28 protein-coding genes are annotated in these 22,062 nt (G+C 53.6%); 17 read left to right on the top strand and 11 right to left on the bottom strand.

Going from position 1 to position 22,062, the window contains the following annotated elements; translation table 11 throughout:
- Positions 1–30 precede the first annotated feature (30 nt).
- From TGAM_RS06210 to TGAM_RS06200, 3 genes are all read left to right on the top strand, one after another.
- Positions 31–642 (top strand): hypothetical protein, encoded by a 612-nt coding sequence (locus TGAM_RS06210; RefSeq protein ID WP_015858839.1) that lies wholly within the window; start codon positions 31–33, stop codon positions 640–642.
- Positions 643–717: 75 nt separating this feature from the next.
- Positions 718–1,461 carry a hypothetical protein gene (locus TGAM_RS06205; RefSeq protein ID WP_015858838.1) on the top strand — a complete coding sequence of 248 codons (744 nt, stop codon included), beginning with the start codon at positions 718–720 and terminating at the stop codon, positions 1,459–1,461.
- A gap of 237 nt (positions 1,462–1,698) precedes the next feature.
- Positions 1,699–2,928 (top strand): FprA family A-type flavoprotein, encoded by a 1,230-nt coding sequence (locus tag TGAM_RS06200; protein WP_015858837.1) that lies wholly within the window; start codon positions 1,699–1,701, stop codon positions 2,926–2,928.
- Positions 2,929–3,046: 118 nt separating this feature from the next.
- On the opposite strand, the gene TGAM_RS06195 is transcribed toward TGAM_RS06200, so the two are convergent.
- The 3 genes from TGAM_RS06195 to TGAM_RS06185 are packed head-to-tail and all read right to left on the bottom strand — an operon-like array spanning position 3,047 to position 4,347.
- The gene (locus TGAM_RS06195; protein ID WP_015858836.1) at positions 3,047–3,349 is read right to left on the bottom strand and encodes a ferritin family protein; all 303 of its coding nucleotides are present in this window, start codon (positions 3,347–3,349) and stop codon (positions 3,047–3,049) included.
- Between the two features lie 46 nt (positions 3,350–3,395).
- Positions 3,396–3,872, bottom strand: a complete 477-nt coding sequence (locus TGAM_RS06190; RefSeq protein WP_015858835.1) for a ferritin-like domain-containing protein — start codon at positions 3,870–3,872, stop codon at positions 3,396–3,398.
- Between the two features lie 13 nt (positions 3,873–3,885).
- A complete protein-coding gene (locus TGAM_RS06185; RefSeq protein ID WP_015858834.1) occupies positions 3,886–4,347 on the bottom strand; it encodes a peroxiredoxin in 462 nt (153 codons plus the stop codon).
- Between the two features lie 505 nt (positions 4,348–4,852).
- Between TGAM_RS06185 and TGAM_RS06180 the strand changes: the two genes are divergently transcribed.
- From TGAM_RS06180 to TGAM_RS06150, 7 genes are all read left to right on the top strand, one after another.
- Entirely contained in the window at positions 4,853–5,929 is a 1,077-nt protein-coding gene (locus TGAM_RS06180) for a M24 family metallopeptidase (RefSeq protein WP_048811210.1), read from the top strand.
- Positions 5,930–5,974: 45 nt separating this feature from the next.
- On the top strand, positions 5,975–6,766 hold the full coding sequence (locus TGAM_RS06175) for an SDR family oxidoreductase (RefSeq protein ID WP_015858832.1): 792 nt from the start codon (positions 5,975–5,977) through the stop codon (positions 6,764–6,766).
- Between the two features lie 79 nt (positions 6,767–6,845).
- On the top strand, positions 6,846–7,124 hold the full coding sequence (locus TGAM_RS06170) for a hypothetical protein (RefSeq protein WP_015858831.1): 279 nt from the start codon (positions 6,846–6,848) through the stop codon (positions 7,122–7,124).
- 159 nt (positions 7,125–7,283) lie between these two features.
- A complete protein-coding gene (locus TGAM_RS06165) occupies positions 7,284–7,631 on the top strand; it encodes a class II SORL domain-containing protein (protein ID WP_048811209.1) in 348 nt (115 codons plus the stop codon).
- A 90-nt stretch (positions 7,632–7,721) separates the two neighbouring features.
- Positions 7,722–8,330 carry a hypothetical protein gene (locus TGAM_RS06160; RefSeq protein ID WP_015858829.1) on the top strand — a complete coding sequence of 203 codons (609 nt, stop codon included), beginning with the start codon at positions 7,722–7,724 and terminating at the stop codon, positions 8,328–8,330.
- Between the two features lie 30 nt (positions 8,331–8,360).
- Positions 8,361–8,720, top strand: coding sequence for an iron-sulfur cluster assembly protein (locus TGAM_RS06155; protein ID WP_015858828.1), 360 nt, complete (start codon positions 8,361–8,363; stop codon positions 8,718–8,720).
- Positions 8,721–8,723: 3 nt separating this feature from the next.
- A complete protein-coding gene (locus TGAM_RS06150; RefSeq protein ID WP_015858827.1) occupies positions 8,724–9,074 on the top strand; it encodes an iron-sulfur cluster assembly protein in 351 nt (116 codons plus the stop codon).
- On the opposite strand, the gene TGAM_RS06145 is transcribed toward TGAM_RS06150, so the two are convergent.
- A complete protein-coding gene (locus TGAM_RS06145; protein ID WP_048811208.1) occupies positions 9,075–9,368 on the bottom strand; it encodes a DUF3216 domain-containing protein in 294 nt (97 codons plus the stop codon).
- Positions 9,369–9,373: 5 nt separating this feature from the next.
- Positions 9,374–10,129, bottom strand: coding sequence for a YchF/TatD family DNA exonuclease (locus tag TGAM_RS06140; RefSeq protein WP_015858825.1), 756 nt, complete (start codon positions 10,127–10,129; stop codon positions 9,374–9,376).
- Between the two features lie 68 nt (positions 10,130–10,197).
- Here TGAM_RS06140 and TGAM_RS06135 point away from each other — a divergent pair, with 68 nt between their 5' ends.
- Positions 10,198–11,181 (top strand): ferritin family protein, encoded by a 984-nt coding sequence (locus TGAM_RS06135; RefSeq protein WP_015858824.1) that lies wholly within the window; start codon positions 10,198–10,200, stop codon positions 11,179–11,181.
- Here the strand turns inward: TGAM_RS06135 and TGAM_RS06130 are convergent, their stop codons facing one another.
- Entirely contained in the window at positions 11,182–11,433 is a 252-nt protein-coding gene (locus TGAM_RS06130; RefSeq protein ID WP_015858823.1) for a DUF504 domain-containing protein, read from the bottom strand. It lies immediately after the preceding gene.
- Entirely contained in the window at positions 11,433–12,161 is a 729-nt protein-coding gene (locus TGAM_RS06125; protein WP_238516186.1) for an MBL fold metallo-hydrolase, read from the bottom strand. Before TGAM_RS06125 ends, TGAM_RS06130 begins: the two co-directional genes overlap by 1 nt.
- 114 nt (positions 12,162–12,275) lie before the next feature.
- On the opposite strand from TGAM_RS06125, the gene TGAM_RS06120 reads away from it, so the two are divergent.
- From TGAM_RS06120 to TGAM_RS06105, 4 genes are all read left to right on the top strand, one after another.
- Complete coding sequence (locus TGAM_RS06120) at positions 12,276–13,157, top strand: hypothetical protein (RefSeq protein WP_238516185.1); 882 nt, start codon at positions 12,276–12,278, stop codon at positions 13,155–13,157.
- Positions 13,158–13,182: 25 nt separating this feature from the next.
- Complete coding sequence (locus tag TGAM_RS06115; protein WP_015858820.1) at positions 13,183–15,231, top strand: hypothetical protein; 2,049 nt, start codon at positions 13,183–13,185, stop codon at positions 15,229–15,231.
- A gap of 1 nt (position 15,232) precedes the next feature.
- Entirely contained in the window at positions 15,233–15,961 is a 729-nt protein-coding gene (locus tag TGAM_RS06110) for an ATP-binding cassette domain-containing protein (RefSeq protein ID WP_015858819.1), read from the top strand.
- A 113-nt stretch (positions 15,962–16,074) separates the two neighbouring features.
- Positions 16,075–16,359, top strand: a complete 285-nt coding sequence (locus TGAM_RS06105) for a PRC-barrel domain-containing protein (protein ID WP_014121781.1) — start codon at positions 16,075–16,077, stop codon at positions 16,357–16,359.
- Here the strand turns inward: TGAM_RS06105 and TGAM_RS06100 are convergent.
- The 3 genes from TGAM_RS06100 to acs are packed head-to-tail and all read right to left on the bottom strand — an operon-like array spanning position 16,356 to position 19,336.
- Positions 16,356–17,063 carry a metallophosphoesterase family protein gene (locus TGAM_RS06100; protein ID WP_048811207.1) on the bottom strand — a complete coding sequence of 236 codons (708 nt, stop codon included), beginning with the start codon at positions 17,061–17,063 and terminating at the stop codon, positions 16,356–16,358. The two genes, TGAM_RS06105 and TGAM_RS06100, sit on opposite strands and share 4 nt — an antisense overlap.
- A 32-nt stretch (positions 17,064–17,095) precedes the next feature.
- The gene (locus tag TGAM_RS06095; protein ID WP_015858817.1) at positions 17,096–17,884 is read right to left on the bottom strand and encodes a hypothetical protein; all 789 of its coding nucleotides are present in this window, start codon (positions 17,882–17,884) and stop codon (positions 17,096–17,098) included.
- Between the two features lie 60 nt (positions 17,885–17,944).
- Entirely contained in the window at positions 17,945–19,336 is a 1,392-nt protein-coding gene (gene acs / locus TGAM_RS06090; RefSeq protein ID WP_015858816.1) for an acetate--CoA ligase alpha subunit, read from the bottom strand.
- Positions 19,337–19,556: 220 nt separating this feature from the next.
- Here acs and TGAM_RS06085 point away from each other — a divergent pair, with 220 nt between their 5' ends.
- Both TGAM_RS06085 and fen read left to right on the top strand, forming a co-directional pair.
- Positions 19,557–20,012: a phosphate-starvation-inducible PsiE family protein gene (locus tag TGAM_RS06085; RefSeq protein ID WP_048811206.1), complete on the top strand. Its 456-nt coding sequence runs from the start codon at positions 19,557–19,559 to the stop codon at positions 20,010–20,012.
- A gap of 99 nt (positions 20,013–20,111) precedes the next feature.
- Positions 20,112–21,131, top strand: a complete 1,020-nt coding sequence (gene fen / locus TGAM_RS06080) for a flap endonuclease-1 (protein ID WP_015858814.1) — start codon at positions 20,112–20,114, stop codon at positions 21,129–21,131.
- Here fen and TGAM_RS06075 read toward each other — a convergent pair whose 3' ends face one another.
- Positions 21,132–22,034 (bottom strand): transcription initiation factor IIB, encoded by a 903-nt coding sequence (locus TGAM_RS06075; protein ID WP_015858813.1) that lies wholly within the window; start codon positions 22,032–22,034, stop codon positions 21,132–21,134.
- Positions 22,035–22,062: the final 28 nt, after the last annotated feature.

Genomic DNA, 22,062 nt, shown 5'->3' with positions numbered 1-22,062 from the left:
ACCCACATAAGTGGGTAGGGAGGTTATGGTATGGCGAAGACGACCTTTGAGGAGGAGATTTACCTTAGGACCCTGACAGGAAGGCTCGTTGGAAAGGTCCTGGCTGACCTTGGCCTCAACAAAGTTGCCGTCGTTGCCAGCAGGAACATAATCTGCTCCAGCATAGCGACCGCGACCGAGGCGACCTTCATAACCCTCAGCGGTGGCGTTACCTACCACTTCCTTGCCGAGAAGGGCAAGGAGGCAGAGATTGCGGAGCGCGTCAAGGAGTTCGCTCCCCAGGTCACCGTCCTCCAGTTTGGCGGTGAGACTCCGATAGAGGAAACCAAGGAGGTATTCGTCGAGACCCTCAGGCAGTTCGCCGAGAAGGACGTTCCCGGTGCTTTCGTCATCCACGTCAGGATTTTCGCCGCTGGAGGTCTTGCCGAGGCCCTCAAGGACGAGAAGATTAGGGAGTACCTGAGCAAGAAGGACCTCTTCGTCTACACCGTTGGCTTCGACGAGGGCAAGGTCTACGTCAACAAGATACTCCTCGACGGCGAGGAGCTCAAGCTCGAGAAGCTCGCCGAGTACCAGGTCACCCTTGAACACGCCGACCTGCTCAACCGCTCGCTGAAGGACAGGAGCGTTACCTTCGCCTGATTTCTCGGCTTTTTACTCCCCATTTTTGTCCCATAAGGCCTTTAAACGCATAACGGTACTCTTCTCGGTGTTGCTATGAAGGTTAAAATGAAAATCTTCAAAGTGCCGAGGGAGCCAGGGGCGGGAGGAACGATAATCCTTGCCATGATTGGTGGCTTACTCCTCAGCGGTGCCGACCTGAGGGGCTGGCTAATCGGTCTCGCCGTCGCTCTGTTAACGTTCTTCACCTTCGACTACGCCTTTGACTCCTATCGAGCATGGAAGATGAAGGACATGGCCATCGCGCTGGGACTCAACGGTCTGGCGTACCTCCTCCCCGCGCTCTACTGGGGGACGGTTAATGAGCTCCTAATTCCCCTCACCATCGTCGGCGTCCTCTTCACCCTTCACTTCGCTTTCTCCCGCGCCAAGGGCTGGAAGAACCCGGTAACGTATGCGCTCGGCAACCTCCTACCTGCTGTCCCGGCCCTCTTCGCTCCGGCCGTGGCGGGCAAGCCTTTCACTGACAGGGTCCTCGTCTTCTGGTTCCTCCTGGCTTACTACGAGGCCATCGGAGCGGCCTACGTCGAGACGAAGCTTGCCTTCAGGAAGTTCCCGCGAAAGTACCCCCTCATGGCGTGGCTTCCTGCATTCATTGTGGTTCTCTACAACCCCTACCTTGCAATAGCCCTCATCGAGCCAACGGTCAGGCTCGTGAGAAACCTGAAGGACACCACCTACGTGGCCAGGATAGAGGACATCAAAAAGCTTGGTTGGAGCGTCTTCAGGAGCGTGATGCTCCTCTACGTCCTAACGCTGGCGGTACTCTACCTGACGTGAGGGCCATGCCCTTCAATCCTGCCTTTGCAGAGGCTCTAGGTGGTGCCCCAAGTCAGAGTGCAGTCCGCCGGAAGAGGAAAAGAAGATTCCGCAGAGGAGCTGATTGACTCTCGAGGGTGCGGTTTTCTACTGCCTCGGGATTCTTCGGTCTGTGCAAGGATATTCTGAAAACCAAAGCCCCTCTTTTCGCGTGAAAATCTTTTTATTCGGAAAACCGAACTAAAACCGGTGATAGTCATGGTAAAGACCAGAGTTGAGAAGCTCTGCACTGACCCCGAAATTTACATCATCAGGGTCGATGATGACGAGATTAAGTACTTCGAGGCGGCCTGGTACATCCCCGAGGGGATAACCTATAACGCGTACCTCGTCAAGCTCGACGGGGCCAACGTCCTCGTTGACCTGACGAAGGCCGATTACACCGACCTTTTCCTCGAAGAGCTTAAGAAGCTCGTGGACCCCAAGGAAATAACCCACGTCATCCTCAACCACACAGAGCCCGACCACAGCGGCGCCCTTCCAGCGTTCCTTGAAGCAAACGGCCACAGGGCCCAGCTCATAGGGACGGCCTTCGCGAGGAACCTCGTTGAGGGCTTCTACGGAAAAGAGGCCGTCAAGAACTTCAAGGTCGTCAAGGACGGGGAAGAGCTCAGCATCGGTGGAAAGACCTTCCGCTTCATAACGATTCCCTGGGTTCACTGGCCCGACAGCATGATAACCTACCTCGTCGAGGACAAAATCATCTTCGGTTGCGACGCTGGCGGCGGTTACTCAATTCCAGAGACGATAGACGACAGCGACGAGGAGGTCGTAAAGCGCTACCTGCCCTACGTTACCAAGTACATCGTCACGGTTATCGGTCACTACCACAAGTACATCGTCCAGAGCATTAACAAGCTCAAGAAGCTCGGCATAGTCGAGGAGGCCAAGATGATTCTCCCAGGACACGGCCTGGCCTGGTGCAAGAACCCCAAAAGGATATTCGAGTTCTACGAACGCGTTGGGGCCGGAGTCCCGGAGAAGGACAAAGTTCTCGTCATCTACGACTCGATGTACGGCTTCGTCGAGAGGAGAATGAAAATCGTTATTGACGAGCTGAAGAAGCTCGGAAAGAAGCCCGTCGTTTACCGCTTCACCGATAAGGAGGCTCCAGCGGTGAGCGACATTCTCGGCGAGGTTCCGAGTGCGGAGGCACTGGTAATAGGCGCCTCGACCTACGAGGCTGAGATACACCCCACGATACGCTACGCCCTCCTCGAGATACTCGACAAGGCCAACTACGAGAAGCCCGTCCTAATCGTCGGTGCCTACGGCTGGGGTGGCGTCGCTGGAAGGAAGATAGAAACCCTTATAACGAGGAGCAAGTTCGACCACGTGGCGACAATAGAGAGCAAGGGGATGCCGACCGAGGAGGACGAGGCAAAGCTGAGGGAAGCCGTCAGGAAGCTCGTCGAGTGGAGTTCCTAGTTTCATCTTCTCTTCTTTTCTTGGTTTGTACTTCAAACATAGGCCATCATCAGCAAGAAAATACAGAGACTTGCAAGTTATCACTTAGCGATGTGTGGCCGGATGAAAAAGAAAAAGCTCAAAGCTCCACCTTTATCCCAGTTTCTTCTTCAACCTCCTCAAAGCCCTCCTTCATGTACTTCGCGAGCTCCTCGTCAACGGCGAAGAGAACCGCCAGGAACTCCCCGAAGTGCTCCTTCTCCTCGTTTGCTACATCAAGGAAGACGTGCCTTATCTTTTCATCCTCGATGTGCTCCGCCAGCTGCTCATAGAAACTTATCGCGTCAAGCTCGGCCTCGATGGCCCAGCGTAGGGCCTGGGCGATTTCCCTTTTGCTCAACGGCCTATCCTTCGGCAACTCAAACGGATATTTGGCCAACATGGTATCACCTCATTTCAAATCCTTAAAATCTGCTAAAAAGAAAGCGTCAATCAACCTCAAGGCTGAAGTCCTGGTAGTCCATCCAGATGCCCGTCTTCATGACCGCGTCGTACTGGGCTTTGAGTAGCTCGTAGTGGGCCTTCTCTATCCTCGCCAGCTCCTCGAAGAGCCTCCTAACTGAATCGTGCCTTGCTTCCTTCGCGGCCCTCTCGTAGAACTCCCACGTGAGCTTTTCCTGTTCCATTCCAATCCTCACGGCATCGACTTCGCTTTCAATCTCCTCAGCCTTGACGAGGAGCTTTTCGAGGAGCTCTTCGCTTACGGCTGGCAACTTGCACTCCTCGGCAACGCGCTCGAGGAACCTCTCCTCGAACTGTTCCCAGTGGTCGGCCTCTTCCTTGGCGAGGAAAAGGAACATCTTCTTAGCTTTCTCGTCCTTCGTCCGCCTTGCGAGATCGAGATAAAAGCGCATCTCTGCCTTCTCAACCTCCAGGGCTAAAGCTAAAGCCTCAAGCTCGTCCATAAAAGCACCCCCTCTATTCTTTGCCGATTAGGCCTTTGGCCACTTCCAAAACTTTCGCCGCGTGACCCTTCGCGCGGACGTTGCGCTTCTCCCAGACTATCTTCCCGTTGGGATCCAGTATAAAGGTGCTCCTAATCGCTCCCTCGTACTCCCTTCCGTAGCGCTTCTTCTTGCCCCACACCCCCAAAGCCCTGTGGAGCTCAGCGTTCGGATCGCTAATGAGCCTTACCTTCAGATTGTGCTTCTCCTTGAAGCGAGCGTGGCTTTTTGGCAAATCCCTTGAGACGCCAATCACCTGAAAGCCGAGCTTTTCGAACTCGTCTATGAGCTCGGTGAACTCCCTTGCCTCGGTCGTACAGCCGGGCGTGTTATCCTTGGGATAGAAGTAGAGAACCGTCCACCTGCCGAGAACCAGATCCTTCAGGGGCTTCTCGGTTCCGTCTTCGTCGAAGACCGCAATATTTAGATAGTTCATCCGATCACCGTTTTAATTAGGTCGCCCTAATTGATAAACCTTTCGCCACAAGCGTTAGAATCCCGATTCATTATCGGGTATCAGGGGAAGACCACGAAGATTAAGAGGGTCTCCAACCCTTTGAGTGCGGAGGAACTTCTCAGCCTTTCAAAGGACGTCCAGCAGATCATTAAGGACCGCCCTGGGTTGATAACGGCCGGCTGAGGCGCGGGGGCATAGATCTTGGTACCGGTTTCGTGAGCATCGAGAAGCTTAAGGGTATATTTGATGGCCCCCTCTCGTTGACGTTACCGTTATAGACAGGGACGAATCTTGTGGGCTTTTTAAGGAGGAAGGAAAAAGAGGCAACGTTCTGGCTCAGGTTTGGCCGGAAGTACATCTCATTAAGTATGTCCCCTCATTGACAAAAACGGAAACTACCTGGGAACCCTGAAGATTACTGGGGGCATCGGAGAGTATAAAAGGATAGAGGGCGAGAAGAGACTACTTGATTGGAGGGATTGGTATGAGGGGTAACCCCGAGATTTTCAAGAAACGAGTTGAGCGCTTTCAAGAGCTTTTGAGAAAGAACGAGATAGATGGTGCCGTCATCAGGACGCTCTCCAGTTTCATATATTTCACCGGAACCAAGTGGCTCAGGCCGAGCCTTCTGATTCCTTCCGAGGGAGAGCCGGTAGTTTTCGTCGTTAAGGAGGAGGCGGAACTCTTCAGGGAAAGAAGCTGGATTGAAAACGTGGTTGAGTACCAGCGCGTTGAGGATCTGATGGGTGGCGTCGTGGGCTGGATTCACAGGAACGGCATGGAGAGGGTTGGTCTGGAGTTCGGCGTCGAGAGGGACGCTTACCTTCTCTTCCTCAAGCTCTTCCAGAGGCTTAACCCGACGGTGGAGGTGGTTGATGTACTCGACCTCACGATGGGCCTGAGGATGATAAAGGACGACTGGGAGCTTGAGAACATTCGGAAGGCGGGGGAGATAGCGCGGAAGGGAATGAGCGTCGCCGAGGACGTGATAAAACCGGGCCTCAGCGAGCTTGAGATAGCGGCTGAGGTGATGAGGGAGCTCATGCTCCTTGGAAGTGAGGAGCCAAAGGTCTACGTCTCGACGACTCCAAGGGTTCACGCCGAACCGTTCCGCGATCTAAAGGTCCCGGAGAACGGTGTTGTTACCGTCGTTATAGGGACCGACTGGAACCACTACCACGCCAATATCGCGAGAACGTTCACCGTTGGTGAACCCGGCGGGAGGGTCAGGGAGGCGATGGACGTCAAGAAGGAAGCTTACGAACTCGCCCTACGGGAGACGAAGGTTGGCGTTGTATTGAACACCGTTGAGAGAAAGCTAGCTAGCTTCTTCAGGGAGAGGGGATTCGGCGATGCTTACATAGCCGGTTACACCCACAGCGTCGGCCTTCTAATCGAGGAACTCCCGATGCCCACGATAGTTGTGCCCACGAGGGCAGAAAAGGTTCGCGAGAACATGGTTCTGAGCATCGTCCACTCCCCGCTAATGATTCCTGAGGGTGCTATAAAGCACGAGGATACTTACATCGTCAAAAAGGACGGGCTGGAGAAGGTGACCTGACACAAAAGATTTAGGGAGAAAGGCCAACTCTTCACGGTGGTTGCTATGATAGGAATAGACCTCTCGGGCAGGCTGGCCTTCACAACGGCGTCGAGCAAGGGAATCGGCTTTGGGGTTGCGAGAGTCTTAGCGAGAGCCGGTGCGGACGTCATACTGCTCTCGCGCAGCGAGGAGAACCTCAAAAAGGCGCGGGAGAAGATAATGAGCGAGAGCAGCGTTGACGTGAGCTACATCATCGCCGATCTGACCAAGAGGGAAGACCTTGAGCGAACTGTGAGGGAACTCTCCGAGATAGGAGAGCCCGACGTGTTCTTCTTCTCGACGGGCGGGCCGAAGCCGGGTTACTTCATGGAGATGAGCATGGAAGACTGGGAAAAGGCCGTGAGGCTGCTCCTGTACCCGGCAGTTTACCTCACGAGGGCCATCGTTCCGGCTATGGAGCGTAAGGGATTCGGGAGAATCATTTACTCGACGAGCGTCGCTATAAAGGAGCCAATTCCGAACATAGCCCTGAGCAACGTCGTCAGAATTTCGATGGCTGGTCTCGTGAGAACCCTCGCGAAGGAGCTCGGTCCAAAGGGCATAACGGTGAACGGAATAATGCCCGGCATAATAAGAACCGACAGGGTGATTCAGCTCGCGGAGGACAGGGCGAAGAGGGAAGGAAAGACCATCGAAGAGGCCCTTGCGGAGTACGCGAAGCCCATACCAGCTGGAAGGCTTGGGGAGCCGGAGGAAATAGGATACCTCGTTGCGTTCCTCGCCAGCGACCTCGGTTCTTACATCAACGGGGCCATGATTCCGGTGGACGGAGGAAGGCTGAATTCCGTCTTTTGAACTTTCTTTATCTTGAACAAAAATCTTTTAAGTTCTAATCTCGAATTTAAAAGTAGAAAAATAGAACTGAGGTGAGGAGATGCCCTACGCAGGATTCGCGAGAACGACGGAGGGACCTTTAAAAACCTTTGAGAGAATAATGGAGGAACTGAAAAAGCGGGGCTTTGAGGTGAGCTTTGCCAAGCACCACTGGGCCGGTGACATGCCCTTCGGCCTCATAATAGCCGAGACGAATAAGGGCCCGCTGGTGATCAGGTGGAGCCTTGGAAAGAGGTTCGAGCTCAGGATCGAGGAGATCGACGAGGATGCCTTTGAGGATCTTATAGATGAGACCCTAGACTACATCGGTGGTGACTGAAGTATTAAACAAAACTCGAAAAAGTTAATTGCTCAATTACATAATACTGCAATTGAAGGTTTTGTTTTTCCACTTCACGGGTTTGAACCACAAACCTTATAAGGCCGAATAAACAACATAAGTTCGATGCTAAGACATTGAAAAGTGGAGGTGGTTGAGATGCTTAGCGGAACCATAAAGAGTGGAGACTGGAAGGGGGAGAAGCACGTCCCCGTTATAGAGTACGAGAAGGACGGCGACCTCGTCAAGGTCGAGGTCAGCGTTGGAAAGGAGATACCGCACCCGAACACGCCCGAGCACCACATAGCGTGGATAGAGCTCTGGTTCCACCCTGAGGAGGAGAACTTCCCCGTTCTCGTTGGCAGGGCTGAGTTCAGCAACCACAGCGACCCGCTGACCGAGCCTAGGGCGGTCTTCTTCTTCAAGACCCAGAAAAAGGGCAAGCTCTACGCGCTCAGCTACTGCAACATCCACGGCCTCTGGGAGAACGAGGTTCAGCTTGAGTGAGGTTGAAATCCTTTCCCTCTTTTGCGTTTTACGCTATTCCGGTGGAAAGGTTTAAAGGCTCGACACCGTTTGTTTTAGAGATGAGCGCTTATGCTGGAGTACAATCTACTTATGTCTATAACCGGTCCGCTGGTGCTGGTTGGAATAATCCTCATGTGGGATCTAACCCGGAAGGTCGAGAAGCTCAGACTGGGAACGCGAGGGCTATCCCTCCTTATTCTGATCGGAGGAATCCTAACGGCTATAGGCTTCGTGGCCTACGCCTGCAGGACAACACACTCATGGGAGGCCTTTCTCGTAATGTTTGGTCCCGTTCTTATAGCGTACACTCTCTCGGAGAGCGGTCTGGTTCAGCCTAAGCTCGAGATGCTCGTTCAGGCGACGGTAATGGTGGCTTCGATCGGGATAAGCGCCCGTAAGTCCCATTACGCCATCATGATGTTCTCGGCCCTCTCAATCCTGCTGATGATAGACGCGGTCGCCTTTTACCGCTATATTCCCCAGCCGCACGGAAAGATAGCGAGGATCTCCGCATGGCTCTTTGTGGCATTTACCCTCGTCAACGCTGTAAACTACGGCAGTTTAATCGCGTTCGCGATGTACTTCCTCTCCATTGTCCTCTGGGTCGGAACGCTCCTCGGCCTCGAGCTTTATCTCACGCGCATTGACGTGGACAGATCTGGCCAAAAAGCCTTATAACTGCCCTCTCAAACTCCCTCCGGTGAGAACATGAAGATCTACACCCCGGATAGAAAGTGGCCCGAGCCATATAAGGCCGTCATCGAGGAGCTGAGGAAGATAACCGATCCCGTTACCGGCGGCGATATTCTCGATTCTGGAGTTATAGCCGGCCTTGAGGTGAGCGACGACACGCTCAAGATCTGGCTCCGGTTTGAGAGTCATGCCGAATACAACATTATCGGAGAGACCCCGATAGCCTACTCCAAGATAATCGGGGATATAATGGAGCGCTTCGCCCTCATCAAGTTCAACAACGTCTACGTCTACGACCTCGGCAACAACATCGTTGGGAAGTTTGAAAACAAGAAAGGTTACAAACCGGAAGACCTCAGTCCTGAAAAGGTGTGATAGATGGGATTACTGAGCTTTCTGCGGTCCAGAAAACAGAAAGTAACAGGATCAAAGAAATATCTGCCCGGGGAAGTCAGGAAGGTCGTTCGAATCCTTGAGGACATTGATGACCCTGAAACCGGTCTGAACGTGGTTGAGGAGGGACTCGTTTACGGCCTCACAGTTGAAGGGAAACGCGTCGAGGTCTTTCTCCTAATGGCTCGCTCCACCCCCGAATGCCATTTCTGTCGAATGCTCGCCATAAACGTTCAGAACAGGATCCTGAGGGACGTTGTGGAGGCCCTAAAGAAAGAGGGCTTTGAGAGGGTTAAAGTGTACAACGAACTGGGCCTCCTGCTCGCGGAGGGGTGATCACTCCTCCAAGTAGGGTACCCTCGGCTTTCGGAACAGCTCATCTAGCTCTGCCCTTCTTTTCCTGACCTTCTCGTAGAGCTCTCCGACTCGGGGATCATCGACTTTTGACTTCAGTGCGAGCAATATGCCCTCGAGGAAGCCGAGTACGGAAACCTCTATGAACTCCTTTCCCTTTTTGCTCTCCAGACCCTCATTTAACACCAGGAACGAGTCTATGGCATTCACCAGTCCGAACTCTCCGAGTTCCTCCAGGAGTGCCTTAACCTCTTCAACCTCCGGAACCTCTATCATTCCCCTCACCCCAACTCAAAGAATCTGAGGACGTTCTCCTCGGTTATTCTCTCAACCTCCTCGAAGGTCAGAGCCCTCAGCTCGGCTATCCGCCTGATGGCGTACTCCACGTTCCACGGGTAGTTTTTCTGTCCCTTGTACGGGCTTATGTAGGGTGAATCTGTCTCAACCAGGATGTTCTCAAGTGGAACAACTTCCGCGGCCTTTCTTACCTCTGGAATGAAATCTATCCCAGTGTTTATCCCCACGAAGTGTCCGGCCCGCGCTATTTCAAGGGCCAGCTCCTCCGGCCCGCTGTAGGAGTGAAAGTAAGCATTAACGCCCGCTTTTTCGATTGCCTCGAAGACTTCCTTCTCGGCGTCCCTCGCGTGCAGAACAACGGGGAGCTCGAGCTCAACTGCTAAGCCCAGAAAGTGGGCGAAGATTTCCCTCTGGTTCCTCCTCTCGGCCTCTGTCCTCGCGTAGTAAAAGTCCAGCCCGATCTCGCCGATTGCCACGATCTCGCCGGCGTGCTCCCGTATAAACTCCTCAACCCGTTTCACTTTCTCCCAGTTTCCCCTCCTCGCCTCGTTCGGTGCGTAGCCGAGGGTTGGCTGAATGAAACCGAAGTATGGCTTTAAAGCGTCCCAGCTTTTCCAGACGTGGAACTTCCGATACTCCGTTATGGAGTCGACTATGAGCTTCAGCCTTTTCCGGCTCTCCTCAACGACCTCTGGAATCTTCCCCTTGAACATCTCAACGTGAGCATGAGCGTCGATCATCACCATCCCCATCGAAGGTTCGCCATCCATAGAAAAGCTTTTCTTCAATACGGAAGATTAAGAAAACGGTGAAGGCATTGGTAAGCTTTAATAGGGAGAGACTGGAGAGTTATCTCAGTGAGGTTGTCGATAAGCTGAAATCGCTCTCCTTCAAGGAGGCCCTGAGCTACGCGATCTTCAACGAAGAGGACGAGGCAAAATATTACGCAGAGCTGGCCCAGAAAGCCAAAAGGCCAAGCGTTAGGGCGCTCTTTCTCCAGATGAGTGATGAGAGCCTTGGGCACAAAGAAAGGCTTTACAAGCTCTTCAAAAAGCTCTTTCCCGACGAGGAGCCGGTTAAGGTAGATGCTCCCCCCGTAGAGGTTGCGCCCTTCTATCCTGAGTTTGAAAAGGTTGAAGACTACCTCCACGCCCTTGAGTATTGCATGGAGAGTGAACTCTTTGCGAAGAGGACCTACGAGATACTCTCGACCAAAGCAGAGGACGAGGAGGCCAGGGCTTTATTCGCACAGCTCGCACTCATGGAGGAGGAGCACTACGAAAGAATAAGGAAGGTCTACGAACTCGTCTCAAAGATGAAGAGGAGGAAAATATCCTTGGAAGCCCTGGAACCAGGGGGTTACCTTTTTGAGGACAGGGCGAAGGCACGCTACACATTCCTCGACGTAATCGGAGAAGATAGGGGGCTTGTGATAACACGGGAGCACCCGAAGAAGATCCGCTCGTGGATGAAAATTGACGTCCCAGTTCTCTGGCTCTCTGAGAGTGCAATGAAGATGAGCGGTGTCAGAACCCTCCCCCCCAAGCTCCTCCTTGACAAGGCAGAAGACATAGCCGAATGTGTCTCGTCGGAAAATCTCAGAGCCGTCCTCCTTGAAAGCGCCGAGTACTTACTCTTGGAAACAACTGAGAAAGACCTGATAAAGTTCCTCCTTGATTTGAGGGATCTGGCGATAGAGAGGGGTTTTTACCTTATAGTCTCCGCAGAAAAGGAAGCGTTTACACCCACGAGCTGGGCCATATTGAGGGCCAACATGGAAAGGATAGAGTGACTATTGCTTCCGCCTTCTTTTCTCCCACACCACCTTTCCGTTCCCCTTCACGACTCTGATGATGCGGTGATAGGGAATCTGTGTTTCTCCAATGAAGAAGTAGCCGTGTCCAAGCTCGATCATCTCGACCGGGATCTTCTTCTCGTTACCGTAAGCTCCCCGGTGCTCGATAACGATGTAGTAGTCCCGCTCATCCTCCCGGGGGTCGTGCTTGATCTTCGCCAGAACCTCCTTTAGAGAGCCCTTCCTCATCATACCAGCCCCAGGACTTTTTCCAAGTTCCTCCTCCACTCGGTTATTGGCCTTCCATGACCCGGCAGGCCGAAGTCCACTTCAAACTCGAGAAGCCGCTCAAGGCTCTCCCTGAGCTCCCATCCGTTCCCGGTTGGAAGGTCAACCCTTCCGACCGTTCCGTTAAAGACGGTATCGCCCGTGAACATTATTTTGGTATTCCCTTCCTCAAGGTAGAGGCAGGCACTCCCTGCCGTGTGACCCGGCGTGTGGATAAGGCGGAGTTCAAGGGAGCCGATTTTGATCCTGTCCCCCTCGTTAAGCTTCATCTCAACCGGCTGGGGCTCAAAGGGCCTGCCGTAGGCGTAGCCGAGGATCACGTAGTCGTCCCCCCGCTCGAGGGTTCTGGCGGTTATCTCGTGGGCCGCGAAGAGAACTTTAATACCGAGACCTTCCAGCCACTCTCTGAAGGCCCTGTTCCCGCCAACGTGGTCGAAGTGCTCGTGCGTGTTGAAGATCACCGCCCGCTTTATTCCCCGGAGGTAGCCGTTTTTCGTCCAGATTTCAGCATAGACGTGCCAGTTGACGCCGGTTCCGGTGTCCACTATGAGAGCCTCTTCACCACTCCTGACGAGGTAGACGTTGGAGTCCCAGCCTATGCCCCGGAGTATAACCACGCTGGGCGGTATCTCAATCGGGATTATGTCGCGAGGAAACTCTTCTATTGAGCTTATTCTCAAACCGCTCATCATACTTGATTGGAGACGCGGTTTATAGCATTGACCCTCCAAAGGATAACCAGCCAAAATATTTATTAGGGGGAGTGTCCATGTTTTACTCCAGCCGTAATAAAAGCGATGGTGATGGCTGTGAGGAAGGCTTACCTTGGCCTGATTCTGGTTCTCATCCTGCTCGTGGGGTACGTTTCCATCGGCCGTAACCCATCGAAACCTCCCAGCAGTTCCAGGGAAAAGCCTTCGATTTTCTTAAAGATCTTTACCGACTATGAAACCAACTCAACCATCAACAGAGCGATCAACGGAAACCACCTCTGGGACAAGCTCGATCCCAACCCCTGCAACGGGACAATCACCACCAACGCAACGGTTCTCAACCAAACCGCCCGGGAGAACATCGAGCTCTTCAGAAATCTCTCCGCGAGGGAGGAATCGAGGCGCGACCTGATCGGGGTTCTCCTCCTCAACGACCTGAGGGAAGACGTCGGGGGCATGATAATAAAGAAGAAATGGGCCCTCATAGGGCTGAGAGATGATATCTGCGCGCTGAACGAGCGCCTCAGGAACTTTGATGCCTACAAAGAGAAGGCCCTTGAGGTGTACGGGGAGCCAAAGTTTTCCTACGAGGATCTGTACAACCTCAGCATGGAGCTGAAGGCAATTGTTTCAGATACTTACCGGCCGTTCTCGGGATCGTGGGTTGTCGATACGAGATCGGCCCTGCTCCACTTCCTCTACCGGGGCATATCCAACGGATCGATACCTGACTACCTCTTTGCAAACTACAGCCCGGAGAAGAGCGCCGCGACGCTGAAGCGCGTTTACAATGAAATCCGGGCCGATCCCTATGCCGAGGCCCTATTCGGACCCTCGCTGGCATACCTCGCGGCGTGGTGGAAGTACGAGGACATGCACACGACAAACCACGAGGCAGTGGACGATAAGTATCTCAGGCTGTTCTGGGCCTGGTACAACCTCGTGAGGCCAGAACGCTTCGGCTGCGGATAACGAAGATGAGTACGGGTGATATGCGGTGATCCGCCACGCTCTGAAGATCCTCATCAAAAAGAGGAGCCTCGGCTTCCTGTTGGGAATGGTCTTCATAATCTCCCTCATCATGCTGAACCTCGTCTCTCAGGTCGGAACGCTCGTCGACGCGAACCTCGAATACGGCTTCAAGGAATACCGCCCCCACTCAGTTTACAGGGTTATGCTGGACTTCGGGAGAAACTCGACGAACCTGACGGAAGAGCTGAGAACTGCCATCGAGGATCTCAGGGCAGGAACTTCAAACAACAGCACGGAAAGCGGCGTTCTGATAGCGTTTTCGTGGTCCCTGCTAAAGCCCGTGAGGATTGACAACCACACGGTGAACGTCGTTGTGTACCTCTTTGAGACCCCCAAAGATCTGAGGGCGTTCGGCTTTGGAGGAAACTTCTCCAGCTCCTCCATAGTTCTGCTGAAGGAGAGGCTGAACGGAAATATCTCAGCCGGGGACGTGATCTCAAGGGTTTTCAACGGAAGTGTAGAGCTGAGGAAAGCGTACGGCATCTTTAAGGAGTATCCCCTGCTCGAGAACAAGGAGGTTGAGTACGTTCAGGTGGCGGCCCCGCTGAGGGAATGGGCCGTCAACGCCTGCATCAGGCGCGGAAACTCGCTTTTGATAAACTCAAGCGGCTACGTACTTCCCGTCTACATCGCCGTCAACTTTCGGAGCATACACCGCGATCCCAGCGTTTTGGAGAAGGCCCTAAAGAAGGAGATCCCCGACAGGATAATAAACTCAACGGTGAAGTTTTATCAAGAAGAGAGATGCAGGAACAGGCCGATGATAGTTTTTGGGGATGATTGGGCCTACCTAAACGGGACGTGGCTCTCCATAACCCCCAAGGAGCTGGAGTACAAACTAAGCCAGATCCTTTTGGAGAACAGGAAAAAGTGGTGCATGATGGGGAAGCTCATAGGACCGGAGCTTGAGAAGTCGGATATACTCACCATTGTGAAGAACTCAGGGAGCCAGACTTTGAAGTTCTTCGGCCTCTTCGGCGGACTGCTCGTTGTGTTCTACCTGCCGCTCTTCCTCATGCTGATCTACTCCGGAGCGAGCATGTTCTCCGACCTGAGAAAAGACCTCGAAGTGCTCTCCCTCCGGGGGATCAGTAGTAAAGTAACGCTAATTCAGAAAACGGCCGTCTTTCTGCTCACAATCGGAGTTTCCCTAGCTGCCTACAGGATCTTCGAGGAAACAACTGGCAGGGGCTTACCGGTTTCCGCGGAGCTTGCGGTGGTGATCCTCGTTCTGGTTTCCGTGGCGATCTCGGATAGGGCGGCCTCTTTCAACCTGTCGTCAAAGGTAATCGCTTCGGCTATAGCGTTCATGGGAGTGCTCATCGCCCTCGGATACGCGAGGATAAACGAGACCGTCCTCTTGGCCAGAGGTTACGGGGGACTCTCGATCTTTCTCGCGATGCTGACGGCGTTGATCCCGCTGCTCGGCCTGTTCGTTGGATCGCTCTTTCAGAGGATGTGCGTGTGGGGCCTCTCTTTGCTGGAGCGGCCCTTTGATACGAGATACTACTTCAGGTGGCTGAAGAACTACGGACAGGTGATAACGTTCTCCGCCTACTCCCTCTCAATCGCACTGATCCCGAGGATCACCTCAATCCACAGGGTTCTGGAGGAGATATACAGGAACGAGTACTTGGCAGTCGTTGGATATCCGGAAACTGTCTCCCTCGATATCTTCGGGAGATACCTCAGCGCACTGGGAACGTGGTTCGCGCTTTTCGGCTTGCTCTCCATCGCGGTTCTTGCGGCGCTTTCATTCAGACAATACCTCAGGATTAGCTTGTATTCGGGCATCAGGGGAATGGAAAAAACGGAAGTAAGGGGGTCGTTTCTGAAGTTCATGACGTCTCAGCTCATCTTTGTGGTCGTGCTGAGTCTGCTCATCACTGCGTTTTTGGTGGCCTTCGTGGATGCTTACATCGGGCTTGTCTACACTCGCGCCGAGATAACCTTTACGGGAGGCAAGTTCATTGTTGAGTCGCTTTTCCGGCCGCCGCACATATGGGGGTGGTGAAATGACCGTTGTCGAGTTTAAGGACGTTTTTGTAAAGTACGAAACCTACACGGGTGGAGTTTTGGCGTTAAGGGGAGTCACCTTCAGCTTGAATGATAGAGAAGTACTCCTCATCATGGGGCCATCTGGAAGCGGGAAGACAACAATCCTCAAAGCAATCCTCGGCTTAGTCCAGCCAATACACGGAACAGTCAAAGTTTTCGGGCTTAAACCAAAGGACGAGAAACGCGCTTTAGCGATCAGGCGGAGGATTGGCTACCTCACGCAGGAGGGCAGGATGATAAACGAGCTGACCGTGTGGGAGAACATCATCTTCTACGCAAAAGGCAGGGGAAGAAGCCTTAATGAAAGTTTAGTGCGAGAGCTCGCGGAGGAACTCAACATTAAAACCATCCTCGATAAGCATCCGGACCAGCTGAGTGGGGGTGAGCTAAAGAGGGCTGAGTTGTTGATGGTGCTTTCTGATGATCCGGGTCTCTTGCTCCTCGACGAGCCGACTTCGATGCTTGACGCGGAGAATTCGGAGGCTGTTGTTAATGTTCTCTCAGCGCTCAAGGGGAGGGTTCCAATGATAATCACCTCCCACGATCCAAGACTACAAAAAATCACCAACAAAACACTAGAAATAATCGGAGGAGAACTAAAAGGGGCTCGAGGGGGGACCGCGTCTTCATCTCGGGGGGAGCGAGTCCCCGTCAGGAGGGATGAATCTCTTCATCGCCCGGGTTAGCTCACTCCCATCATTGATAGACTTTTTGGTTTTCGATTCTGTATCGCCGTGTGGAAAAAGTTTTATACGATCGTGATGATTTAAGCACACCGTAAAATGGAGGGGTGTTGAAGATGGTTAAGATACTCGCTTCAAAGCTCAGGGACGTCGAGCTTATCACGGACACGGGAATCAGGCTTGGATGGGTTTACGATCTCAGCTTCGACGAGAAAACCGGGGAACTCCTCGTTATAGTCGCGGAACCGGACGAGGATCTTGACACGAGCGAGTTCGTCACTGACCATGAGGGTCTTCTTCTAATCCCAGTGAGTGCGGTACGGAGCATCGGTGAGGTCATAATCATCGATTCCAGCAAGCTGGCAGTAAAATCGAAGCTCCGGGGAATAAGACACCGTTAATAACCCTCGAAGAGCCTATTGGCCAGAAACATCGGCAGACCCGCCTCTATTATCTTTCTGGCGGCTTCTTCTACATCATACTCCACACGGTGGAACTCGATGTTGTCCGGTGGTTCTCTTTCCGTATCGATTATCGCATAGCTAGCCCTCCAGTTCCCGTCCCTCGGCTGGCCCACCGATCCGGGGTTTATTATCCTCCTTCCCTCGATCACCTTCAGCATTGGCACGTGAGTGTGGCCGACTAGGAGGTCGTCCTGACGGACGTAGCTCAAAACTGCTTTAAACTCACTCTCAGGGAGCCAGGGGAAGAGGTACTCGTCCAGGGGAGCCCTCGGGGAGCCGTGAATGAGGATGTAGCTCCTTCCTGTGTCGTCCTCAAAAAGCTGTCTCACCGGCAGTCGCCGGAGAAACTCGAGGTTTTCTATCGTCATGACCCGCTGATGCCACCGTACAGCCTGCCTCGCGTAGGGGTTGAAGCCCCAGTCCGCCCCGAAGGCAATCGCGTTGTCGTGGTTTCCGCGGACGCAGAGGAAGGTTCTCCTCTCCATCTGTCGCCTCACAAAGTCAACGACCTCGTTTGGACTAGCCCCGTAACCGATCAAGTCACCCATGCAGAGGAAAGCGTCGGCATCCTTGATCTCATTCCAGACAGCTTCGAGCGCCTCCAGGTTCGAGTGGATGTCGCTGATGAGCGCTATGATCAATGCCACCACCGAAGGAAAATGGGGGAAGGGACTTAAAACTTCATCCCGTAAGCGAAGAGGGCGATGCCCGCGAGCATGAGGCCGAGCCCGAGGGGAAGCTGGTACTCCGGGGAGCCGCTGGCCCGGCAGGCTTCTAAGGTTTCGTTGTAGTGCTCAACGCAGTTTTTAAACCTGAGGTAAGGGGCAGGGTTATCGTAAACGACCATTTCCCTGACCAGCGTCCCGTTCTTCACGAGTATTCCCTCAAGGGACCTCTGGTAGAGTACATCCCCCAGATGGAGGGTGCCGTTGAGGTAAGTGGCCTCATACGTCCCAAAATTCTCCGCGAGGGAGAGTTCGAGCCTTGTCGTGACCCTTGGGTTCACCCTGCCCGAGATCCTCATGTAGAACTCCCTGAGGGGCAGGCTGTAATCGCCTAGGAAGAGGTAGCCCCCAATATCGTATGTGACGTTTGGGCGGGTAACGTTGGAGAGGTACGTTTTGACAGTGTAGACCGTCAGGTTTCCCCTGCATCCGGGAACGTAAAAGGCCTCAAAGTGTTCCATTCTGTCAGCGACGTAAACCGGCCCTTTTCTCTGGAACCTTACGTTTCCCTTGTTAGAGAAAACGCTGTGGACTTTACCGCTACAGTTCCCTTCAAAGGCAAGAACGTAGGCGTCAACGCTTCCACCGTTTTCCACTCTGTACTCCGAGAGCTCGAGGACGGGAAAACCGGGGGACGTACAGGCGATCCCCGAACAGTTAGGTCGGCTGTACGTTGCCGTGAGAAGGAGGCCGATTAGAAAAACAAGAACACCCATGATCCTCAGGTGACCCGCCATACAGACACCCTAATGGGTTACGCCAAAGCGGTATAAAAAGGTTTTGAAAAACAGGGGAAATCATCTCCCCCTGGCCTTCCACCTGCTCCAGCGGTAGAGCGCTGCCAGAGCCTTTATGGCCCTCTCCGGCTCCGGATAGGCTGGGATTCCCTCCTCGTTGAGCCTGTCGATGGCTTCCTTGGCCTCGATTCCACCGACGATGGCAACGACGAGCGGCTTCTTTCTTCCGCTGGCGTTGTACTCACGGATGACTATGTCGGCCAAATCCCTCGGGTCAAGAACTGCCGTCTGACAGTAGAGGACGGCTATGCTGTGCATCTCCGGGTGCTCGAGGGCCGCTTTAATTGCCCCCTCGTAGCTCTCGGCACCGGCCATACCTGTAAGGTCAACGGGGTTCTTGTAGGAACCAAAGGGAGGCATATAGTTTGAGAATACCTTGAGCTCATCGAGGTCGTCGTAGAGGTGCAGGCCTGCTTCCTCGGCCGCGTCGGTGGCCATGACGCCTATTCCACCGCCGTTTGTGAGTATGACGAGGTTCTCCCCGGCTGGCTCGGGCAGATTGCTGAGGGTTCTCGCGTAGTCGAAGGCCTCTCCTATTGTAAGGGCCCTTATAATTCCGGCCTGCTTGAAGGCGGCGTCATAAATCTTGTCACTTCCAGCCAGAGAGCCTGTGTGGGAAGCGGCAGCCTTGGCACCGCGCTCGCTCCTCCCCGCCTTAATAATGACGATCGGCTTGACCTTGCTGACCTTCTTCGCAACCTCCATAAAGCGCCTTCCGTCCTTGACACCCTCCATATAGATGAGTATGGCCTTTGTGTTCTCATCAGTTTCGAAGTACTCGAGCAGGTCTGCATCGTCGATGTCGCTCTTGTTTCCTATGCTAACGACCGCCGAAAGGCCGACTTTCTCCAGGATAGTCCAGCCCATAAGGGCTATTCCCAGAGCACCGCTCTGGCTGATGAGGGCCAGCTTTCCGGGCATTACGTCGGTTGGCCCAAAGGTTGCGTTGAGCTTCTCGGGGGTGTACACAACCCCGAAGATGTTCGGGCCGAGGATCCTCATTCCATACTTGTGGGCAGTCTCAACGAGCTGCTGCTCGATCTTCTTGCCCTCAGGACCTAGCTCGCCGAAACCGGAACTTATAATCGGGAGAACCTTGACGCCTTTCTTTCCGCACTCCTCAACGACCTGGGGGACGAACTTGGCTGGAACGACTATAACCGCCATATCCACCTCATCGGGGACATCGAGGATGCTCTTGTAGGACTTGAAGACGCGGTTGCCAATCTTTATCTCAACGCCCTTGATGTTGACGGGGTATATTTTGCCCTCGTAGCCGTACTCCACGAGGTTTTTCATAATCGCGTAGCCTATCTTTCCCGGTTTCTCCGAAGCGCCTATGACGGCGATGCTCTTCGGCTTGAAAAGGGCCTCGATGTTCGGGTCAACCATTTTTATCACCTCGAATGACACTTACAGTTTTACGTCTGTAAAAGCCGTTAAAACCTTTCTCCTCTCTTTTTGCCGATGTTCAACTCGACGGACGTTAAAAAACCGCAGGTTTGAAACGGAACGTTCAGGGCCTTCCAGAGGGGAGATTAGGCTTTCAGATAACTTTTAGATTCTCCGAAAAGTTTTTAGAATAATCAATCACCTTTAGGTGGGTGTGCGGATGGTAAGGAGACATCACGACATCGGCACCTTTGAAAACCTTCTGCTCAAGTGGCTCGGCATGCTCTTTGACATGGTAGTCATAGGTCTCGCAACGATAACTATGGGCTATGTAGTCTACATGATGTTCCATCTGGTAACCGATACCATCCATGCCCTCCATGTCGAAGATGTTTTGCACCAGATAGTCCTCGTCATAATCTTCCTTGAAATCTTCGAACTGCTGACCATGTACGTCAAGGAGCATCACGTCAGCATGAGAAACGTCGTTGAGCTCGGTGTTCTGGCGATGGTGAGGAAGATCATAATAACCCCCGACTACAATCAGCTCGGCTGGCAGACGCTCTTTGGCATGGCGGCTTTAATATTCGTGATGGGCTGGATCTACGTCCAGGAGAGACAGAGAAGGACAAAGCACGAGGAGTTCCTCATCACTCATGGAATTAAGAAAGTTTAGCCGATGACGACCCTTCCCCTCCCTGAGATGTGATGAGAACCCGGTAGACGGAGGCAAACCCTAAAATACCCCTTTCCCAACTTTTCTTGGGTGGTGAAGATGGGTGTCCAGATAGGCGAGCTGGTTCCGAGGAAGGAGATCGAGCTCGAGAACCTCTATGGTAAAAAGGTCGCGATAGATGCGTTCAACGCCATGTACCAGTTTCTCTCAACAATAAGGCAGCGCGATGGAACGCCGCTCATGGATTCAAAGGGCAGGATAACCTCTCACCTGAGCGGGTTCTTCTACAGGACGATCAACCTGATGGAGGCTGGCATAAAGCCGGCCTATGTCTTCGATGGCGAACCACCCGCTTTCAAGAAAAAAGAGCTCGAAAAAAGACGCGAAGCTCGCGAAGAGGCCGAGGAGAAGTGGCACGAGGCCCTTGAGAGGGGCGAGATTGAGGAAGCCAAGAAGTACGCCATGAGGGCGACAAAGCTGAATGAAACCCTCATCGAGGACGCCAAGAAGCTCCTTGGGCTCATGGGCGTCCCAGTCGTGCAGGCCCCGAGCGAGGGTGAGGCCCAGGCAGCCTATATGGCCGCCAAGAAGAGGGTTTACGCCTCCGCGAGCCAGGACTACGATTCACTTCTCTTTGGCGCGCCAAGACTGGTCAGAAACCTCACGATAACGGGGAGGAGAAAGCTCCCGGGAAAGAACGTCTACGTGGAGGTCAAGCCGGAGCTGATAGTCCTTGAGGAAGTGCTCAGGGAGCTGGGAATTGACAGGGAGAAGTTAATCGAGCTGGCCATTCTGGTCGGTACTGACTACAACCCCGGCGGAATCAAGGGAATAGGTCCAAAAAAAGCCCTGACCATCGTCAAGCGCTCAAAGGATCCGCTGAAGAAGTATCAAAAAGATAGCGACGTTGATCTGTACGCGATAAAGGAGTTCTTCCTCAACCCGCCGGTTACGGACGACTACGAGCTTAAGTGGCGCGAGCCGGACGAGGAGGGCATCCTCAAGTTCCTCTGCGACGAGCACGACTTCAGCGAGGAACGCGTTAAAAACGGACTTGAGAGGCTGAAGAAAGCCGTAAAGGCAGGAAAACAGAGAACACTCGAGAGCTGGTTCCGGTGATCAGCTTATCGGAACCTTGAGGTTGAGCTTCTCTATTAGCTCTTTGTACCTGTTTCTTACCGTTACCTCTGTAACGCGCGCGACTTCCGCCACCTCGCGCTGGGTTCTTCTCTCCCCTTCCATTATGCCGGCTATGTAGAGTGCCGCTGCAACGAGGCCGGCTGGACTCTTTCCGCTCGTGAGGCCCTTTTCGTAGGCCTCCTCCAGCAGTTCTATTGCCCTCCGTCTGACCTTTTCACTCAGGCCCAGCTCGTCAGCGAACTTGCTCACGTAGTCGGTCGGCTTGACGAAGAGCTTCTTGGGGGTAAGGTTGAGGTGTCTCGCTATGAAGCGGAAGCTCCTGCCGATCTCCTTCTTATCGACGCGGGAAACCTCTGCTATCTCGTCGAGGGTCCTCGGGATCTTGAGCAGCCTGCAGGCGGCGTAAACACACGCCGCTATGACGCTTTCAATGGAGCGACCCCTTATGAGGCCTTTCCTGACCGCTTCTCTGTAGAGTCTTGCAGCCTCCTCTTCAACGTGCCTTGGAAGGCGGAGATTGCTGGCGAGTCTGTCAAGCTCGCTTAAGGCGAAGGCGAGGTTACGCTCGGCGGCATCGCTGACTCTTAGGCGTGACTGCCACTTTCTCAGACGGTACATCTTCTCCCTCATCAGACCGGTGAGGGAGCGGTCTATGCCTATGTCGGTTGACAGGCCTTTATCATGGAGGAGTATACTCTCGGGGGCGCCTGCACGGGCCCTCTTCTCCCTCTGGCTCGCGTCAAAGGCCCTCCATTCGGGCCCCATATCGACAACGTTTTCCTCGATGACGTAGCCGCAGACTTTACAAACGACCTCTCCCCTGCTGGGGTCGTAAATGAACTCTGTGGAACCACAGATGGGGCAGACCCTCTTCTTACTCACCCAAACACCCCCACGGCGGGCCCTATAC

The organism is Thermococcus gammatolerans EJ3 (assembly GCF_000022365.1).
GTDB lineage: Archaea > Methanobacteriota_B > Thermococci > Thermococcales > Thermococcaceae > Thermococcus > Thermococcus gammatolerans.
This window is presented reverse-complemented; position numbering and strand designations above follow the sequence as displayed.

Coding starts and splice junctions, on each gene's coding strand:
- TGAM_RS06210 (WP_015858839.1), top strand. CDS start 31: ATGGCGAAGACGACCTTTGAGGAGGAGATTTACCTTAGGACCCTGACA.
- TGAM_RS06205 (WP_015858838.1), top strand. CDS start 718: ATGAAGGTTAAAATGAAAATCTTCAAAGTGCCGAGGGAGCCAGGGGCG.
- TGAM_RS06200 (WP_015858837.1), top strand. CDS start 1,699: ATGGTAAAGACCAGAGTTGAGAAGCTCTGCACTGACCCCGAAATTTAC.
- TGAM_RS06195 (WP_015858836.1), bottom strand. CDS start 3,349: ATGTTGGCCAAATATCCGTTTGAGTTGCCGAAGGATAGGCCGTTGAGC.
- TGAM_RS06190 (WP_015858835.1), bottom strand. CDS start 3,872: ATGGACGAGCTTGAGGCTTTAGCTTTAGCCCTGGAGGTTGAGAAGGCA.
- TGAM_RS06185 (WP_015858834.1), bottom strand. CDS start 4,347: ATGAACTATCTAAATATTGCGGTCTTCGACGAAGACGGAACCGAGAAG.
- TGAM_RS06180 (WP_048811210.1), top strand. CDS start 4,853: ATGAGGGGTAACCCCGAGATTTTCAAGAAACGAGTTGAGCGCTTTCAA.
- TGAM_RS06175 (WP_015858832.1), top strand. CDS start 5,975: ATGATAGGAATAGACCTCTCGGGCAGGCTGGCCTTCACAACGGCGTCG.
- TGAM_RS06170 (WP_015858831.1), top strand. CDS start 6,846: ATGCCCTACGCAGGATTCGCGAGAACGACGGAGGGACCTTTAAAAACC.
- TGAM_RS06165 (WP_048811209.1), top strand. CDS start 7,284: ATGCTTAGCGGAACCATAAAGAGTGGAGACTGGAAGGGGGAGAAGCAC.
- TGAM_RS06160 (WP_015858829.1), top strand. CDS start 7,722: ATGCTGGAGTACAATCTACTTATGTCTATAACCGGTCCGCTGGTGCTG.
- TGAM_RS06155 (WP_015858828.1), top strand. CDS start 8,361: ATGAAGATCTACACCCCGGATAGAAAGTGGCCCGAGCCATATAAGGCC.
- TGAM_RS06150 (WP_015858827.1), top strand. CDS start 8,724: ATGGGATTACTGAGCTTTCTGCGGTCCAGAAAACAGAAAGTAACAGGA.
- TGAM_RS06145 (WP_048811208.1), bottom strand. CDS start 9,368: ATGATAGAGGTTCCGGAGGTTGAAGAGGTTAAGGCACTCCTGGAGGAA.
- TGAM_RS06140 (WP_015858825.1), bottom strand. CDS start 10,129: ATGATCGACGCTCATGCTCACGTTGAGATGTTCAAGGGGAAGATTCCA.
- TGAM_RS06130 (WP_015858823.1), bottom strand. CDS start 11,433: ATGAGGAAGGGCTCTCTAAAGGAGGTTCTGGCGAAGATCAAGCACGAC.
- TGAM_RS06125 (WP_238516186.1), bottom strand. CDS start 12,161: ATGAGCGGTTTGAGAATAAGCTCAATAGAAGAGTTTCCTCGCGACATA.
- TGAM_RS06120 (WP_238516185.1), top strand. CDS start 12,276: ATGGCTGTGAGGAAGGCTTACCTTGGCCTGATTCTGGTTCTCATCCTG.
- TGAM_RS06110 (WP_015858819.1), top strand. CDS start 15,233: ATGACCGTTGTCGAGTTTAAGGACGTTTTTGTAAAGTACGAAACCTAC.
- TGAM_RS06105 (WP_014121781.1), top strand. CDS start 16,075: ATGGTTAAGATACTCGCTTCAAAGCTCAGGGACGTCGAGCTTATCACG.
- TGAM_RS06095 (WP_015858817.1), bottom strand. CDS start 17,884: ATGGCGGGTCACCTGAGGATCATGGGTGTTCTTGTTTTTCTAATCGGC.
- acs (WP_015858816.1), bottom strand. CDS start 19,336: ATGGTTGACCCGAACATCGAGGCCCTTTTCAAGCCGAAGAGCATCGCC.
- TGAM_RS06085 (WP_048811206.1), top strand. CDS start 19,557: ATGGTAAGGAGACATCACGACATCGGCACCTTTGAAAACCTTCTGCTC.
- fen (WP_015858814.1), top strand. CDS start 20,112: ATGGGTGTCCAGATAGGCGAGCTGGTTCCGAGGAAGGAGATCGAGCTC.